Source organism: Halobacillus sp. ABR2_026, from assembly GCF_056158545.1.
Genome location: NZ_JBSWTM010000001.1, coordinates 682,956 through 698,471 on the forward strand (window position 1 = coordinate 682,956; position 15,516 = coordinate 698,471).

Genomic DNA, 15,516 nt, shown 5'->3' on the forward strand with positions numbered 1-15,516 from the left:
ATAACTTGGAGGAAATGCTATGAAAACTGTAGAGCATGTGAAAATTGTGGAGTATGAAGACAAATATGCAGCAGGTGTAGCTGAAATGTGGAATGAAAGCCGTGACAATTGGGGAGGAGATGCGGTTGTCGTAACGGCCGAGGATGTCGTAGAAAAGGAAGCGGAGTCGACCAATCTTCACTTATTTCTTGCTGTGACTGAAGGAGAAGTTGTGGGCTACTGCGGGCTTTCTGAATACAAAGAAGATACCGGATCCCTCTATATCCCACTCTTGAATGTGCACCCCGGGTATCAAGGGTTGAAAATCGGAAAAAAATTGCTGCTTCAAGCCATTGAAAAGACGGTGGAATACAAGTGGCCGCGACTGGACCTTTTTACATGGCCGGGAAATACGAAAGCGGTACCGCTGTATAAAAAGTGCGGTTTTTTCTGGGAGGACAGAGAGGACACGACCCATTTGATGAATTTCATGCCTCAGGTGCTGCAGATCGACGCATTGCGGCCGTTTTTTGAACGGCATGACTGGTACGAATCTAGCGTGAATCCGGTGGAAATTAAACCGGACGGTGTGAAAGAAAACGGCTTTACTTTTTACGAATACTGCTGGGAGGCAGACGCCGAATTTGTCCGGATACAAGTGGAACGGACCGGGCGCGGCATTCGTCTAATAGAGACGAATGACTGGCGTGTGGAGATGGAAGTTCCTGATTTCAAGCTGTTAGAAGATCATGATTATACAGTGAACTACAAAATAGATCATTATGCGAACGATGTACTTGAGGTTTCTTTGACAGGAAATTCTTCCCCACATGTAACGGAGGATCTAGATGAAAAAGCTGTGGTGGAGAAAGAATGGTCCACAGCTGCGTCCATCCGTGTCTCTGCTCCGGATACAGAACCGAGTCCTTGGAAAACCCACCCGGTCATAGGGGCGGACCTTGCTATTAATGGCAGTGTTATCCCGCTGAGAACAGGGATCTTACCTCAGAAAGCAGGAAAAATAGACATCCGCACTACAAAGAAATTCTGGCGTCCGAACCAAAGAGGGACCCTTTATCTTGATGTGGAAAGCCGGATGGGTGAGGCTGTGAAATGGAAAATTCAATGGCCGGAACAGCCTGTCATATCATGGGATGCACCTACGGTGGAAATCGAGATGGAGGAAAAAGGGCGCGCCACGATGCCTGTTCCGGTGGAATTGTTGAAAAATGGGTTTTTGAATGAAGAAGTGGAGGTGCAAGGGAGGACGAAGGATGGTCGCTCCTTTTCTTTCCAGACAAGGTTGGCTGTCGCCTTCCCTGGTTTTGGAGGGAAATTCGGCGGAACAACGGATACCGACTGGTACGGGTATAACGGGCCTTATTTCGTGAAAATCGAAAAAAGGAACCACATGGTCTCTATAGGGTCCGTCCGATCGGATGAAGATCCACTTCTTCTTCTGACACCGAAACTCGGTTATCCATTCAGTGATGAGCTATCAAAGAAGATGGCATCAAATGTTGAATATATTGAGCTTGCTGAAGCCTTTGTTATCAAAACCACACTGGAATCGGATGCTTTTCCAGGGCTTCTCTTGAACAGCTATTACAAAATTTATGGAGACGGGCTTGTGGACATTCATCACGAATTGTTCAATGACGGGACTCGCACTTTTGATGACCTTCATCTGCTGCAGCCTGTTTTTCCGAAATACAAAGCTCTCGCTTTTCCTGAAAAAGATGGGGTTCTTATCGGGTCAGAAGCGTTGATCCCCTATACCGAGTATCTGCGTGATAAAAATCTGGCCGAACGATGGCTGTTCACGAAGAATCGGACAGGAGATTCGTTCGGCATGGCGTGGCCGGAAGAAGCGAAGGGAAAGAAAGACGACTGGCGCTTCGCGTTTGAATATACTCTATCATCCCTTCCTTCTGGTACGAAACGGTGCCTTGGGCCGATTCAAGTCGGCGTGAATATGACTGACCATTGGTCTGAGTGGAGAGAATTGGTCCTCGGGGAAACGGCCCCGCTTTCTGAAAAACCGATGTTTGAAATCGTTTCAAAACAAGGTCCAGTATCCACCGTTGGAAGGGAAGTGACCCATTCGTTCCGTTCGTTGCTGACCCCGTATGTATATGGGGATTTGACGGTCGATTCCAGCGGTCATACTTTTAGGAAGGAAGTGAAAAGGGAAGCAGGCGTGACGGCCATCGATGTCCCTATCGTCCACGAGCGTCCAGGACTTGTGAAATTGTCCGGGTTCTTCCGGTCTGAGGGCAGGGCCGCTGATTTCAACGCCTACCAGCTTGTTCAAGGCAAACAGGAGGTGACCATCAGTCAAAAGGATGATTGTTGGACAGTAGATAACGGGGTCCTTTCCTTTACAGCTTGCCCTTCCTATTTTCCTTCCATCTATTCTCTCTCCCATGAAGGGAAGGAATTCCTTCATCATCAGTACCCGGAAGCGGGCCCGAGAAGCTGGTGGAATCCGTGGGGCGGAGGACTACGATACGCTCTTGATGGAGTGAGTCCTTTTTCTATGATGAAGGAAGCGACAGAAGTTGAAACCGTATCTAAAGTGGATGGAGAAGGGAACGACTGGACGGGGATTTGTTTATCGACTACCTTCCAAGAACATGAAAAAATGAATGGGGTGACGTTGAAACAATATGCGCTTACCTTACCTCAAGCACCTGTGGTGGCCGTTTTTGCCCAAGTGGATCAGCAGGCGCCCCGGACATTTTCCGCGGAGAAAATCACCTTGGAAAGCTTCATGAAACCAGGAGTGAACTTATCTGATAGCTATGCCCGGGTGTCGACCGAAGGACTTTTCCATACGTATTACGCAGGTGTCGAAGAGTATGAGCTTGAATCGGGTCCTTCTGTCATTATCGGAGCAGAAGGAGAAAAGAATCTCATGATGATGGTCCACCCGCAGAAGAAAAAGCAGACGGAATTGTATATGAATCAAGATGTGTTCTTTGTAGAAACGATCCAGGAGTGGTCAGCAGCATCTAAAGGCACGCATACCATTGACCCGACGTTCTTTTTCTTTGGAGAGCATGAAGAACCCTGGAAACAGCACCCTTTCCACAGGATTTCATTTAAAGGAAGTTCCAATGAAAATCATTGATGCTCATATCCACTTTTCAAATATTCAAAGCTTCAGAGACACGGGAGAAAACTTGTCCGGTGTTCAGTATACGAAAGAGGGTCTGGAGCAGGAAATGAGGGATGGTCATATTGTTGCCGCCATTGGTATGGGTGTAACGGAAGGCCGCGAAGGATTTCCAGACAGCAAGGTAGAAACACCGATGGGGCTGGATTTGGATGATCACCTGCCGCGTGGTGTAGGTGTCTGTCCAGGAATTAATCCGTTCCAATTGGATCAGAAAGCCTTGGAGCGGTTGGAACGACAACTTCAAAAGGCTGAAGTTGTCGGAATTAAAATCTACCTTGGCTATTATCCTTTTTATGCGAATGATGAAATTTATCATCCTGTCTATGATCTGGCCGCCCGTTATGGTGTTCCCATTGTTTTTCATACGGGTGATACGTATTCAGAGAGAGGATTGTTGAAGTATTCCCATCCTCTCACCCTAGATGAAGTGGCCGTATCTAGACGTGATGTTACCTTCATCATGGCTCATCTCGGTGATCCATGGGTTTTGACGGGAGCAGAAGTGGTTTATAAAAACCGGAACATGTTTGCTGATCTATCCGGCTGGCTTGTCGGTACAAAAAAAGACCTGGCCGCCCGTCTTGTGGACAACCATTTCGACCATGTGCGCCATGCGTTGACGTATTGCGATCATTATGAAAAGCTGTTGTTCGGCTCGGATTGGCCTCTCGTTCCGATCAACGATTATGCAGCTTTTATAGGCGCACTCATTCCTTCAAAACATGTGGAGAATGTATTTTACCGGAATGCCCTTCGCGTATTTCCGAAAATCGAAGGGCTTATATAGAATAAACCCGTCCCTGAAATCTCCGGGGCGGGTCTCTTTATTTTTATAATCGAATGTGTGTAGGTCAAAAAGAGATTGGCTGGTATTCTCATTCTCAAATTTAATAGCCTGGGGGTTAGGAATTTTGGGGAAGACTTGTGATATGGTGAAGGTAACGAATAGAGCGGGAAAGGAGATACTTATGAATACAGAGACAGGTTGGAAATTGCAGCAAAGTTATTTGGAGTTACCGGATGACTTTTATACAAAAACGTCTCCCTCCGGGGTCGAAAATCCTGATGTTGTCCTATACAACCAAAAGCTTGCGGAAAAGCTTGGGCTTCTTGCGGAGCCGCAGGCATCCATATTTGGGGGAGTTACCGTTCCTGAAGGAGCAGAACCGATCGCACAAGCTTATGCAGGTCACCAGTTTGGTCACTTCACGATGCTTGGAGATGGCCGAGCGGTGTTGCTTGGGGAGCAGGTGACTCCTGAAGGGGAAAAAGTGGATATACAGTTGAAAGGCTCAGGACGTACGCCTTTTTCTCGTGGAGGAGATGGCCGGGCTTCGCTTGGACCTATGCTTAGGGAGTATATCATCAGTGAGGCCATGCACGGTTTAGGAATACCGACGAATCGGAGTCTTGCCGTTGCAACGACTGGAGAGTTTATACAACGGGAAGATCTTCTTCCCGGGGCTGTGTTGACACGATCGGCATCGAGCCACCTTCGTATCGGTACGTTTCAATATGCCGCCGGCCTGCAGGACAACGATAAATTGAAAGCTTTAGCCGATTATGCAATTGATCGTCATGATCCTGAAATTTCGGATGACGATACCCCTTATCTGACCCTGTTTGAAAAGGTGGTGGACCGACAGGCGTATTTGATTGCCCAGTGGCAGCTCGTCGGTTTCATCCACGGCGTTATGAACACAGATAACATGACCATCAGTGGAGAAACGATTGATTACGGACCATGTGCGTTCATGGATACCTACAATCCGCAAACCGTCTTCAGTTCGATTGATCGTCAAGGACGGTATGCTTATATGAATCAACCACCGATCGGGGCATGGAATTTGGCGCGCTTTGCTGAAACGCTCTTACCTCTTTTCCATGACGATGAAGAGGAAGCGGTGAAGCTGGCCCAGGACGCCCATGGTCAATATGAACAGCTGTATCATACGTACTGGCTCGATGGTATGCGTTCGAAATTAGGAATGACAACAAAAGAAGCACAAGATCGGCCGCTAATCGAAGATTTACTGGAAATGATGGAGAAGAAAGAAGCGGATTATACCAACACGTTCCGTTCCCTGACCCTCGGTCGCCCTGAGGAAACCGTTTTGTATGGGACAACGTCGTTTACGAACTGGTACAAGCAGTGGCAGGATCGCCTAGATCGCCAGGAAAGTTCAAAACCAGAAATCCGCCAGTTCATGCAGAAGTCGAATCCTTCTATCATTCCACGTAACCATCGTGTCGAAGAAGCGTTGGATGCCGCTGTCGAAGATGGGGATTTCCGCCTGCTGGAACGTCTCCTTTCTGTATTAGCAGAGCCATACGCCTATACAGAAGAGCAGGAAGCCTATACAGGCGTCCCAGATTCCGGTGACGGGCCTTATCAGACGTTTTGCGGAACTTAACCCAGGACATGATCAGCCCCATCTTTTGACACGGATATTGCGTCGGAATATAATAGTATGCATAGCAACTATTTAGGGAGATTAGTAATGAATTTAAGTTTTCAAGATTACATCAGTATTAAGTTACATCAGACGGATTTGAAGTTGACTAGTAATATTAAATCCCGGCTTCAACCATTCAATCTTGCGCCGGAACAGAACTTGATCATGATGCTGCTTTGGGAAAAGGATGGCATGACGCAGAACCAGCTTGCACATCACTTAGGGAAAGATAAGACGAACATTGCCCGTATGGCTTCGAACCTTGAGAAGAAAGGTTTCATCAAAAGGAATTTCTGTACCGAAGATCGCCGTTCCCTAGAGCTTTATTTGACGGAAGAAGGACGGAAATTGAAAGAGAGGGTTGTCCCTGTTGCAGAAGCGTTCAATGCTGATGTGACACACGGGATAACAGAAGATGAATTGATAGAATTGGACAGGCTCCTTACGAAGATGCAGACAAACATTGAAGGGTGAGGAGCCCTTATTTTAACCGATAGTAGATATAGCAACTAATTGAAAGGATGATAGAAGTGACTAATTTTCAAAGGGAAGTCAAAGATCATTGGTATGTGAATTATCAGGAAATGGGATTTCCGGCGATTCAAAAAGGATGGGTGCTTCCAGCAGACCGTTGGCGTGACTTTGATCCGTTCATCCTGATGGCTGAAGACTGGTTTAAAAAAGGGACGTTTCCAGATCATCCTCACCGGGGCTTTCAGACCGTTACGTATGTTGTCGACGGACGACTGGAGCACATTGATAATGCAGGGGGACGGGATATCCTTGAGCCGGGTGACGTCCAATATATGAACGCCGGATGGGCGGCAAGACATGCGGAAGACGGTGTGGAAGATGATGTCGCGCATACACTGCAATTGTGGTTGAACCTTCCGAAAGATAAGAAGAACTCTGAAACCATTTATCAAAATGTGTATGGGGAAGAGGCACCCGTCGTGCCCTTTGAAGGAGGGTCGGTCAAAGTATTCTCAGGAAGCGTCGCCGGAGTGGAAGGACCTCTGAACTCTATCGTCCCAATTACTCTCAGTGAAGTCACGTTGGCGGAAGGAGCTTCCTGCACGGTGGATCTGCCCGAAAATCATAATGCCTTTCTATATGTACTGGCAGGCGATGTGGTAGCTGGGGATAACGAGGTGAACCTGAGAAAACACGGCGTAGGTACCCTCACCTTTAATGAAGAAGGAGAGGGCACGAGTGATCTTACTCTGGTCTCGAAAAAGCGGCAGACCAAAGTGCTTATCTATTCTGGGGCTCCGATCCGCGAGGAAATCGTCCCGCACGGACCTTTTGTAATGAACTCAATGGAAGAAATCAAACAGGCCTACAGTGACTTCCGACAAGGGAAATTTGGACCTCCAGCTGAATAAAAGATTTTAATGACTCCTGGTTCCCAGGGTCTTATTTTTTGGTGTCAGTCCTTTTTATAGATGAAAGATTATGGAAGTGGTAGGCTTGAAAGAGAAGGAGTTCATGAAGGAGGAGAGGTACTTGTTTTTTTCAATGATCGAAGATTTTGATGCATTCACAGATCTGTCCCGCCGTTGTTATCCTGGAATGAATTTGAAAACACAGGAAGACCGGGAAAGATATACCGACCATCGCAGAAAAATGGCGCAGAAGGAAGATATTCATACGATCGGGCTGTTTGATGATCAACAATTAGCGGGAGCGTATATTGCTTATGACCATCAGATGCAGGTTTATGACCAGCAAGTGGAGGCGGCAGGGATTGGGACGGTCGCTGTGGATCTTCCTTATAAAAAACAAGGGCTTGCGAAGTGGATTGTCAAAAACTTCCTTGCTGACGCCAGGAAGAAGGGACAGGTCATCGCCCATCTGTATCCGTTCCACCCTTCCTTTTATAAGCGGATGGGATTTGGCCTGGGTCCCAGAATGTCGACGTATACCTTTCACCCTTCTCAACTGCCAGCTTTTAAAGAAGCAGGAGTTCTGGAAGAGCTTCGTGTAACTCATTGGAACGAAGTGAAGGCGTGTTACGACAAGTGGGCTGCAGAAACTCATGGATCAACGAATATCCCACATTATGGATTCTCTTTTCTTGAAAAAGAGGAATTTCATACATTCGGCTTCAGAGAACATGGGGAATTGACGGGGTATGTCACTTTCGAATTCAAAGGGGCTGGTCATTTTCTTCAAAACGATTTGACCGTCAGGAACTTTTTTTACACGACCACTGAAGCGTATCAAGCACTGCTTCATTTTCTACATAATCAGAAAGATCAGGTGTGTTCGGTATTGTTTCCGACCTTTGATCATGATTTTGCATACGTGCTGAACGACCCCGTCCACGTGGATGAACAGCTGATTTTCTCTATCTATCATAAAGTTAGTGAAGAAGGACGTGGGCTGATGTACCGGATTATCGATATCCCTGCTTTTCTTGAGAGTGTGAAGGAAAACGCCTTCGGTACGGATACGGTGAAGGTCGGATGGAAGGTGAGGGATTCTTTGCTGGATGAAAATTACGAATCTGTGTGGCAGTTTGTGAATGGAAAGCCACAAGTCACTGATAAGGCACCTGAAGTGTGGATCGATATCGACATCGGTCATTTCTCTTCGTTATTGATGGGCTGTGTGTCATTACCAAGTCTGCTCAGAGGCGGGGCTGCTGTCCTCAATGGCCGTGACATAGAGCTTTTTCAATATCCTCTTCAACCGAAAAGCTGGACATTTTTCTGATGTTCACCATACCTATATAAAAGAGGTCAGGAAAAAGGGGAGCAATCCATGAGAAAAAACGTAGCTACGGCTGTGAAATTTTTTGAAAGAGGTCCATTTGATCATTTGCTTCGAGCTTTTCAAGTAAGGTATGAAAGAACAGGGGAAGCAGCGGGGACCATTTATACGCTGCCGCTTTCCCATGATGAAATCACCGCCCTTGCCGAATTTATGGAAACGAATGTCTATGCATTGGAATTACAGCGGAAGCTTTCTTTGAAAGATTTTGATCGTCAGTTACAGGCGAAATATCCCGGAGTGGGCCTCGAACAGCTGTTGTCTACTTATTTCGAGGTTGTTGAAGTGGGCGTAGGTGAATGATTTATGCGGGAAGGGTTGACTTCGCTGTATGAAGGATATATAATAAAGTTAATTATTCTTGTTCGGTTAGGAATGAAAGCTAAAGGAACGTGAAAGTGACTTTCGTCTTGAATGAATAGGCAGAGCAATTATAGTAATACAATGTGGATCTCTAGGTTCACGCAGGAGGTAACAACATGTTACAAGGTACAGTTAAATGGTTCAACGCAGAAAAAGGTTTCGGTTTTATTGAAGTAGAAGGTCAAGACGACGTATTCGTACACTTCTCTGCTATTCAAGGCGAAGGGTTCAAAACTCTAGAAGAAAACCAAGAAGTTTCTTTCGAAATCGTTGAAGGCGACCGTGGCCCACAAGCGGCTAACGTTCAAAAATAAGTAAGATAAAAGACTTCCGACGCGTTCGGGAGTCTTTTTTTTATGTGTGAATCTCGTAATGATTCCTATCATTTATTACGGACAAGAGCTGGATTAGGCAATAGCGGAAAGCTGGCGGGAGGTGCGAATATCTGCCCTTTCTGTCAAACACAGCAAAAAAGCCGGCCGCTTATAAAGCGGCCGGCTTTTTCTTATACCCACGTATAATCTTTACCCCAGCTCTCAAGTGCAAGCTGGCGGATGCCTTCGACAATGGAGTTTTCCACAGCGTATGCATCTCCTTGTTCATAAGGGTTGTAGTGGAAGGCGTACAGTCGGGAGACAAATTCATGGAAAGGAAGTGAGCTTTCCCCTTCCATTTCCCCGTTTCCGATGACGCTTGGCTCAATGTTCTGGCCCCAATTTTGAGAACCGTCGTTGTTCGGGTTGTAAAAATAAATTCTTTCTTCCCCGCCAGGGTCTTTCGTAATTCTTGTAATCGAAACAGCATGCAGCCCCAGCAATTTCCCGTGAACATTCGTAATGAAAATACCGACAGGGTTCGGGTAGATCAATTCATAATCATCATTGTATTCAGGGTGGTGGGTGGCATAGAAAAGTTTGATAAACCCAGGGTAATCAAGCACATATCCCGTAATAGGATCGAAAACGGAGCTGAACCCTTTCTGTACCCAGTTTCCGTAGAAGGCTGGGTTGACCCAGCGGTGTCCATCTTCTCCTCTTAAGGCGACCCGTGTCATCATTTCACTGTAGATTTTGTCCAAATGAGGCACAAGGACGAGCGAAACGGGGTCCAGTTCTTTGTCCAAGTCTGGAGCAAGTCCGCCTTTTAGCTCTTTAGAGTGAATCGGTGTTCCCTCAAAAGTAAAGTCCAAGTCTCCGTCTCTGGCCGCTCTTGGAATGATTTCAAGTAAAAACCCAGGTGCGTGCTGAGCCCATAGACTGATTCCTCTTGCCGCCTGGCATGTAGGATTGAATCCTTGCCCAACCCCTAGTGGTTGTCCCAGTACTTGAATGGTACCGGCGACGAGAATACTGTTTGCTGTGACCCCTTCCCCTGTGTTTGTTGTCGTATACAGGGCGTTGCGGACATCTGGACGGATATCAAGCTCGACCAGTCGCCTAAGTCCAGGCACCACAGGCGAGTGGGACAAAACGCCGCGTTCGAGTAGCATGGACAGGCCGTAAATTGCCTGGCGCGTTCCAGGAAATATGGATGCCCGGATGAGCTGGATGACAAGTTCTCTATGTTCTTCGAGGTTGGCGCTTCCTTTACTGTTCAAGTTCAGAGCATAAGCGAGCAGCCCCGGATTCCTTTTACTCAAAAAGCGAATGAGTGTCGCATGGTGTGGCGCGACAAGCCCCGTTTCACGCATGGATTGAGCAAGCGCGACACTTTCAGAGATGAGATCTGTCCGGGTTAAGGTTTTTAACTGGGAACGATAGGCATGGACATCATTGAACTGGGCACTCAGCTTGGACGGACCCTCAATTGCAGCGATGAACTGTTTCAATTCAGTCTGCTCCTGTTCCTCTGAATCCTGAGCCACCATCTCTTTGGCCATTTTGATCATGGAAACGATCCGCTTTACCATAATTGGACGCTGGGCCGTCAGCCGCTTGATCTCATAAATGAGTGTTTGGATCAGTGCGCTGGAAGAAAGGTGTGTGGATAGGAACTGAAACATTTTTCCGGCTTTTTCATCATTTTCATGCTTTTCAATACGGGAACTTTCACTCGCATCAGGAAATAGCAAGTTTAAATTAAGGACCATCACTTCATTTAAAAATTCTTCTGCCATTTCTGGGGAGACGTTCGGATTTGACCATTTTCCCTCGGCGATCGCAAGCATACGAAGCTCGCTTAAGATTTCGATGATCATCGGCAGGCCTTTAGCTTTCAAGGATCCCGCTACGAGCGGGGGCTGAAGTTTTTCAGCAGATTCCCAAGGACCATCTTGAAACACACCTGCTTCTTCAAAACGGCCGGAATGCTGATATAAATTTTCCAAGCCATCCTCCGCTTCAATTAAGCGATTGGCTTCCTGGTACACGTCTGTCTGGTACTTGGATTTCGCGAAGGATGGTGCACGATCCAATTCGTCTAAAGCATAGATGAAACGTTCGACAAGAGCACTCGTCGTTTGAGGCATAAAACCTCTCCTTTCTCTATCGCTAGCGCTTATACATAGAAATTGTATTGCTCATATGTTTTCAGAAGATCGGTCATTTCTTCACTATCGCGTCCATAGAAAAAGATCGTTCCATAATGATTGCCGAAACCGACACGCTCGGCAACTTTTCCTTGAGGAGGTGTAAACATGTCGTGTTTTTCAAAGTATGGATGATCCTCCAATTCTTCAGGAATTTTGAGGTCCTCTACATAATCTACGTTTGGATGGACCATTAAGCATCCCGCGTAGTTCTGGTAATCGTAAGGATCCGGGAAGAAATCTCGGATTTCCTCATCGGTCGTGTTCGGATCACTGCAAAGGATCTGGGCTTCATAGGCGCTGAATCCATAAGCGCGCTCGATCAACTCGAAAATATGCCCTCCAGGAACGCGAGCCGCCACTTCTCCGAAATGAAGGGTTCCGTCCTGTGTGATGAAGTATTCCGGATGGATCACACCGTATTCAATCTCAAAAGCATCGACCAGTTGCTGGACAGCGCGTTCAATTAACGGTCGTTTTTCCTCTAAGCTTGGAGAAGCAGGCACGAAATTGGAATAACCGAGCTTTACATACTCTGTAATGTTAAGGAAGCGGACTTTTCCATTATGAATGAATGCTTCACAGGAAAATTCCTGACCATCCAGATGACTTTCCATTAATAAAGGAAAGTCCATGTCCTGGATCTGTTCAATGTCCTCATTGTTATAAATGGCCAGGTGACCGACAGAACCTGCTTTATCCAATGGTTTGACATGGATCGGGTCATAGTGGTCCCCTTCAAGTTTAAGCAGGGCTTCGTTGACGCGTTTCAAGAAACGTTTGATATCATCCTTGTCGTGAGCCTCCTCAAATACACCGACTTTGATTCCGGAAATTTGAGCTTTTCTTTTCATCATCCCTTTGTCCCTCAGAAGGAGGGAGCGGTTGAATACGCGTGGGTCTTCCCGGAAGCGTGCATTCAAAGCTCCGGCCCATTCCACACATTCTTCATATAAAGGTACAGCAAGCTCGACACCCATGTCCTTCAATTGTTTATACAAATGATCAGAACTTTCATTAAGCTTATTAAAGTCCCATCCTACAAAAGGAATTTCGTGCTTTTCTGCATAGCTTTCAAATTCTGCAGGTCCGACAACGACGAATGGACGATTCATGCGGGCGGCAGCCTCAATGGCCTGCACACTCCAACCGACTAAAGCGGTATAATACGGTTTGGTTTTAATCGCTTCATCTACAGTCGCATTCAATTCAAGTTGATCTAGATCCATTTCGAACCTCTCCTTTGTCAGTGAAAATATAAGTATAGGAAACTTTGACACTGTTACTCTTAAAGTATCAGAACACGCCAAAAACTGTAAGCGCTAAACATGCATTCGACAAAACTAGTGTTGTTTCTACAAGCTTTAAGAACATAAGTAGGGAAATGTCGATTTCCCGGGAAATAAAGACGATAGCCAGGGGAAACGGGTTTAAAAAGGGGGGATTTCGTCAAAAGTATAGTACTGTGAAAAGGAAGGTGCCTATGCAGAAACAAAAGACCTATCAGGACCGTTTGAAAAACTTAAATCCCCGGAAAGCAGTAGAGAGAGGCCGGGCCTACTTTTCTGAAAGGGAATATGGGGATAAGATCCGTACCCACAGCAGCAGGATTGGAAGTAAGCTTGTCTATTATAGTCTGTTGCTGTACTATGCTTTCAAAAGCCCTGATACACCGAAGAAAGCGAAGTTAACGATCGCCGGTGCGCTTGGTTATTTGATCTTACCCGTCGACGTCATCCCCGACTTCATTCCGGTCGTCGGGTTCACTGACGATAGTGCGGTCATTGTGTATGCTGTCTATCAAGTCATTTCTCATATTGACGACCGGGTGAAAGAGCAGGCCAAGGCAAGGCTGTTGAAGGTCTTTAATGGCCAGGTGGATATAGAAATGATTGAGGACCCCGATGTGAAACAGGATTAAGCAAGGAAACCATTTCCCAGGTTTCCTTGCTTTTTTCATGCTCCTTAATCATGTATAATAACCGTGTTTTGTAAAAGGGAGAAGATGATGATGACTTCGACATTTCAACACTTGAAAACAGATGGAGCCTTTTTCAAGTATTTAAATAAAAAAAATCAATATAAACAGCCGGTACGTGAATGTATGCTGCGTACTTTATCTAAACTGCAGGAGATGGAAACGACTGAACACCGTCCCGGGATGCTGCTTGGGAACATTCAATCTGGAAAGACACGGACGTTTATCGGTGTGATGGGGCTTGCCTTCGACCATGGATTTGATATGGTGATCCTTTTGACCAAAGGGACGAATGCCCTTGTCAAACAGACTTATGCGAGACTTCATGAGGAATTCGAGGGGGCCATCGATCATGACGCTCTACGTGTTTTTGATATCATGAACATGCCCGATAATCTGCGAAATTACGAATTGTCCCAAAAGTTGGCGCTTATTGTGAAAAAGGAGACGCATAACCTTGACCGCCTTCAGGAAGCAGTTTTACAGAAGTACCCGGCTCTTAAAAATAAACGGGTCCTGTTCATTGATGATGAAGCGGACTTTGCAAGTGTGGCATATGAATACAAGAGGGAGCAAAACGTGACACATATGCGTGTCATAGCCTCTAAGATAAACAGTCTGAGAGAACAACTGGATCGGCCGGCCTTTCTACAAGTGACGGCCACACCATATTCCTTGTATTTGCAACCGGAAGAATTGAAAGTTCATGAGGGAAAAGTCTTTGAACCTATACGTCCTGCATTTACTGAGCTTGTACCTGTCCATGACCGTTATATCGGTGGCAGTGTATATTTCGATAAAAGTGAAAAAGAAGGACACCTGGCTTCTTATCTTTACCATGAGGTGGAGGAGAAAGAGCTTGAAGTCATGAAGAAGATGGATGGTCGTCGGGTGAAAATGGAGCGTCTGCTGAGTCAGAAAAATATTACGAACATACGGAGGGCGGTCGTCAATTTCATAGTCGGCGCGACTATCCGTCGGTACCAACAGAGGATGAAAGGGCGGCGTGAACAGAAGTATTCCTTCGTCATCCATACAGAACGGGGGAAAAATGCACATTCCTGGCAGGCCCAATTGATCCAGGGGTTTGAAGAGCTCCTCATTGATGCTGCACGGAAGGAATCTGAGGAGTTTCAAACCCTTGTACGCGATTCCTATGACGACCTGATTCGCTCGGTGAAAACGTTGAAGAAGAACCCCGCCCCTTCATTTGCTAAAGTGTATGAAGAAGTGCGCCATTCTCTTGATGCTGAGTATATTCTGAGCAGTGTCGTCAACTCAGAAAAAGATGTGACAGAGCTTCTCGATCACAAGGGGGAGCTGAAGCTGCGCGCGCCGATGAATATTTTTATCGGTGGGCAGATTTTGGATCGGGGCGTGACGATTCACAACTTGATCGGTTTCTTTTATGGAAGAAACCCGAAATCTTTTCAGCAGGATACCGTTTTGCAACATTCGCGGATGTATGGAGCAAGGCCGGTGGCGGATCTTGCAGTCACCCGGTTTTATACGACAAAAAAGATATATTCTGTTATGAAGCGGATTCATGAATTCGACCAGGGCTTAAGAGATGCGTTTGAACGTGGCGGTCATCGCCAGGGGGTCGTCTTCATACAAAGAGACTTGAAGGATACGATTATGCCTTGCAATCCGAACAAAATTCTTTTATCCAGCCTCACGATGATCAAACCTCACAAAAGGATGCTGCCGGTCGGATTTCAAACAGGGTATAAAACGTATATCGATAAAACGGTGAAACGTCTGGATCAGCTTGTGGAAAAAGCGGAAACAAAAGCCCTGGTTTCTTTACACGGGGCGTTCCTAATACCTGTATCGACAGCTAAGGAAATGCTCCGTCTCGTTCATGATACATTGGATATGGAAGCGGGATGTGATTTTCATATGGATGAATATGAAGGGATTCTTGATTACCTAAGCTCGGAGGCTGATGAGGAAGCATGTGTCTGGCTGGTGACTAAAAGAAACAGACAAATCCGCCGTTTCAAGCAGGATGGGAAATTTGAAAATTCCCCGGATACTCCAGGGAAAGGAGAGGGCGAATTGGCGCAGGCAAGAAAACTTGCTCAGCAACACCCTGCGCTGATTATGCTTCGTCAGGAAGGGAAGAAAGAACAAGGATGGCGCGGATCCCCTTTCTGGTGGCCGGTACTGATCGCTCCAGCACAAACAGCTCCGACGGTATTTGCGAATAAGACCATCCAATAGTAGGGCCCGGTCGATGTGGAACAGGCTTTTT

Annotated in this window: 12 protein-coding genes; 10 read left to right on the forward strand and 2 right to left on the reverse strand. The window is 46.4% G+C overall.

Annotated features, from left to right (window positions below; genetic code table 11):
• The first annotated feature begins 19 nt into the window (after nt 1-19).
• From ACXADE_RS03490 to ACXADE_RS03525, 8 genes are all read left to right on the forward strand, one after another.
• The gene (locus tag ACXADE_RS03490) at nt 20-3,112 is read left to right on the forward strand and encodes a GNAT family N-acetyltransferase (protein ID WP_474979125.1); all 3,093 of its coding nucleotides are present in this window, start codon (nt 20-22) and stop codon (nt 3,110-3,112) included.
• Nucleotides 3,099-3,947: an amidohydrolase family protein gene (locus ACXADE_RS03495; RefSeq protein WP_474979126.1), complete on the forward strand. Its 849-nt coding sequence runs from the start codon at nt 3,099-3,101 to the stop codon at nt 3,945-3,947. The genes ACXADE_RS03490 and ACXADE_RS03495 overlap by 14 nt, the downstream gene beginning before the upstream one ends.
• Nucleotides 3,948-4,128: 181 nt before the next feature.
• Complete coding sequence (locus ACXADE_RS03500) at nt 4,129-5,574, forward strand: protein adenylyltransferase SelO (protein ID WP_474979127.1); 1,446 nt, start codon at nt 4,129-4,131, stop codon at nt 5,572-5,574.
• An 87-nt stretch (nt 5,575-5,661) separates the two neighbouring features.
• Nucleotides 5,662-6,090, forward strand: a complete 429-nt coding sequence (locus ACXADE_RS03505; RefSeq protein WP_474979128.1) for a MarR family winged helix-turn-helix transcriptional regulator — start codon at nt 5,662-5,664, stop codon at nt 6,088-6,090.
• Between the two features lie 47 nt (nt 6,091-6,137).
• Nucleotides 6,138-7,001: a pirin family protein gene (locus tag ACXADE_RS03510; RefSeq protein WP_474979129.1), complete on the forward strand. Its 864-nt coding sequence runs from the start codon at nt 6,138-6,140 to the stop codon at nt 6,999-7,001.
• Nucleotides 7,002-7,122: 121 nt separating this feature from the next.
• Nucleotides 7,123-8,334, forward strand: a complete 1,212-nt coding sequence (locus tag ACXADE_RS03515) for a GNAT family N-acetyltransferase (protein WP_474979130.1) — start codon at nt 7,123-7,125, stop codon at nt 8,332-8,334.
• Nucleotides 8,335-8,382: 48 nt separating this feature from the next.
• On the forward strand, nt 8,383-8,694 hold the full coding sequence (locus ACXADE_RS03520; RefSeq protein WP_474979131.1) for a hypothetical protein: 312 nt from the start codon (nt 8,383-8,385) through the stop codon (nt 8,692-8,694).
• 176 nt (nt 8,695-8,870) lie between these two features.
• Nucleotides 8,871-9,068, forward strand: a complete 198-nt coding sequence (locus ACXADE_RS03525) for a cold-shock protein (protein WP_226584662.1) — start codon at nt 8,871-8,873, stop codon at nt 9,066-9,068.
• Between the two features lie 191 nt (nt 9,069-9,259).
• Here ACXADE_RS03525 and ACXADE_RS03530 read toward each other — a convergent pair whose 3' ends face one another.
• Both ACXADE_RS03530 and ACXADE_RS03535 read right to left on the reverse strand, forming a co-directional pair.
• Nucleotides 9,260-11,221 carry a hypothetical protein gene (locus ACXADE_RS03530; protein ID WP_474979132.1) on the reverse strand — a complete coding sequence of 654 codons (1,962 nt, stop codon included), beginning with the start codon at nt 11,219-11,221 and terminating at the stop codon, nt 9,260-9,262.
• A gap of 29 nt (nt 11,222-11,250) precedes the next feature.
• Nucleotides 11,251-12,510, reverse strand: coding sequence for an ATP-grasp domain-containing protein (locus tag ACXADE_RS03535; protein WP_474979133.1), 1,260 nt, complete (start codon nt 12,508-12,510; stop codon nt 11,251-11,253).
• 254 nt (nt 12,511-12,764) lie between these two features.
• Between ACXADE_RS03535 and ACXADE_RS03540 the strand changes: the two genes are divergently transcribed.
• The gene (locus ACXADE_RS03540; protein ID WP_474979134.1) at nt 12,765-13,202 is read left to right on the forward strand and encodes a YkvA family protein; all 438 of its coding nucleotides are present in this window, start codon (nt 12,765-12,767) and stop codon (nt 13,200-13,202) included.
• A 90-nt stretch (nt 13,203-13,292) separates the two neighbouring features.
• On the forward strand, nt 13,293-15,485 hold the full coding sequence (locus ACXADE_RS03545; RefSeq protein ID WP_474979135.1) for a Z1 domain-containing protein: 2,193 nt from the start codon (nt 13,293-13,295) through the stop codon (nt 15,483-15,485).
• Nucleotides 15,486-15,516 lie beyond the last annotated feature (31 nt).